Origin of the sequence: Candidatus Thiosymbion oneisti, from assembly GCF_900092655.1 — a bacterium.
GTDB classification, from domain to species: Bacteria; Pseudomonadota; Gammaproteobacteria; order Chromatiales; family Chromatiaceae; genus Thiosymbion; species Thiosymbion oneisti.
Window position 1 is genome coordinate 1 of record NZ_FLUY01000462.1, and the last position, 1153, is coordinate 1153.

Consider the following 1153-nt stretch of genomic DNA (forward strand, 5'->3'; position numbering starts at 1 on the left):
ACGCGCAGGCCACCGGCGGCAACATCTACATCGATGAGACCGGCGATCTCGCCGTGGGTCAAATCATCGCCGGTACGACTGGTGATCGGAAGGACATCACCCTCACCGCGGGTGGTGCGATCAGTGACTACGACACTACAGTTGAAGGTGCGGGCAATGAGAACCTGGTGGGCGGCGCGATCAGCCTGACCGCGGGCGGCGCTATCGGTGCGACAGGAAACGCCGATATCGACACCGAGGCGGTCAGCCTCGACGCGAAGATCACTGGTGCCACCGGCGGTATTTTCATCACTGAGACCGGCGATGTGACGTTGGGCAGCAGCAACACGAAGTCGGGGACCACTGAGTCGATGACCACTGGGGGTGGAGCCATCGAGGTTACTTCCGGCGGCAATATGACCGTAGCGCAGGCGGTCACCACCGCCGGGAATGGGAAGATCGATCTGACCACCACGGCCGGCAATCTACAGGTCGATGCTGAAGTCAGGGCCGGCGGCGATCTGGATCTGGATGCGGCGGGTCTGTTGGAGACGGCCGACGGTCCTGCCTTGAGCGTGAACGACGGCGGCCTTTTGAGCGCCGGGGGGGCGGTTAGTCTCGCCGCACGCGGGGGCGACATCGCATTGGGTCGTGTCGTGGCTGGTACGGACGCTGATAGGAAGAACATCACCGTCACTGCAGGCGGTGCGATCAGTGACCACGACACCGCGGCTGAAGGTGCGAACCTCGTCGGTGGCGATATCAGCCTGACGGCGGGCAGCGGTATTGGTGAGCTGGGTGGCAATGCCGATATCGACACCACGGTGGATCGCATCGATGCACAAACCGCCAGCGGCGGTATTTTCATCGATGAGACCGGGGGTGTGACACTGGGCACAGTAACCACCGGCAATGGGGGCGGAGCCATTGAGATTATCTCCGGTGGCGGTATGACTGTGGCGCAGGAGGTCACCACTGCCGGGAGTGGGGATATCCGGTTGCACACCGAAGCCGGCGATCTGCTGGTCGATACAAACAGTGAAGTCACCGCCGGCGGTGATCTGGATCTGGATGCGGCGGGCCGGTTGAATATCGCTGCGGCCGTGAGCGGAAGCAGTGTCGCGCTCACAGGTGGCACCGGCATCGAGCACACCGCTGCCGGAGACGTTACCGC

General features: G+C 63.1%; 1 protein-coding gene. It reads left to right on the top strand.

Annotated features, from left to right (window positions below; translation table 11 throughout):
• Nucleotides 1-1153: hypothetical protein (locus BQ17_RS21470; protein WP_218068092.1), on the top strand; the 1153-nt coding region annotated here is incomplete at both ends.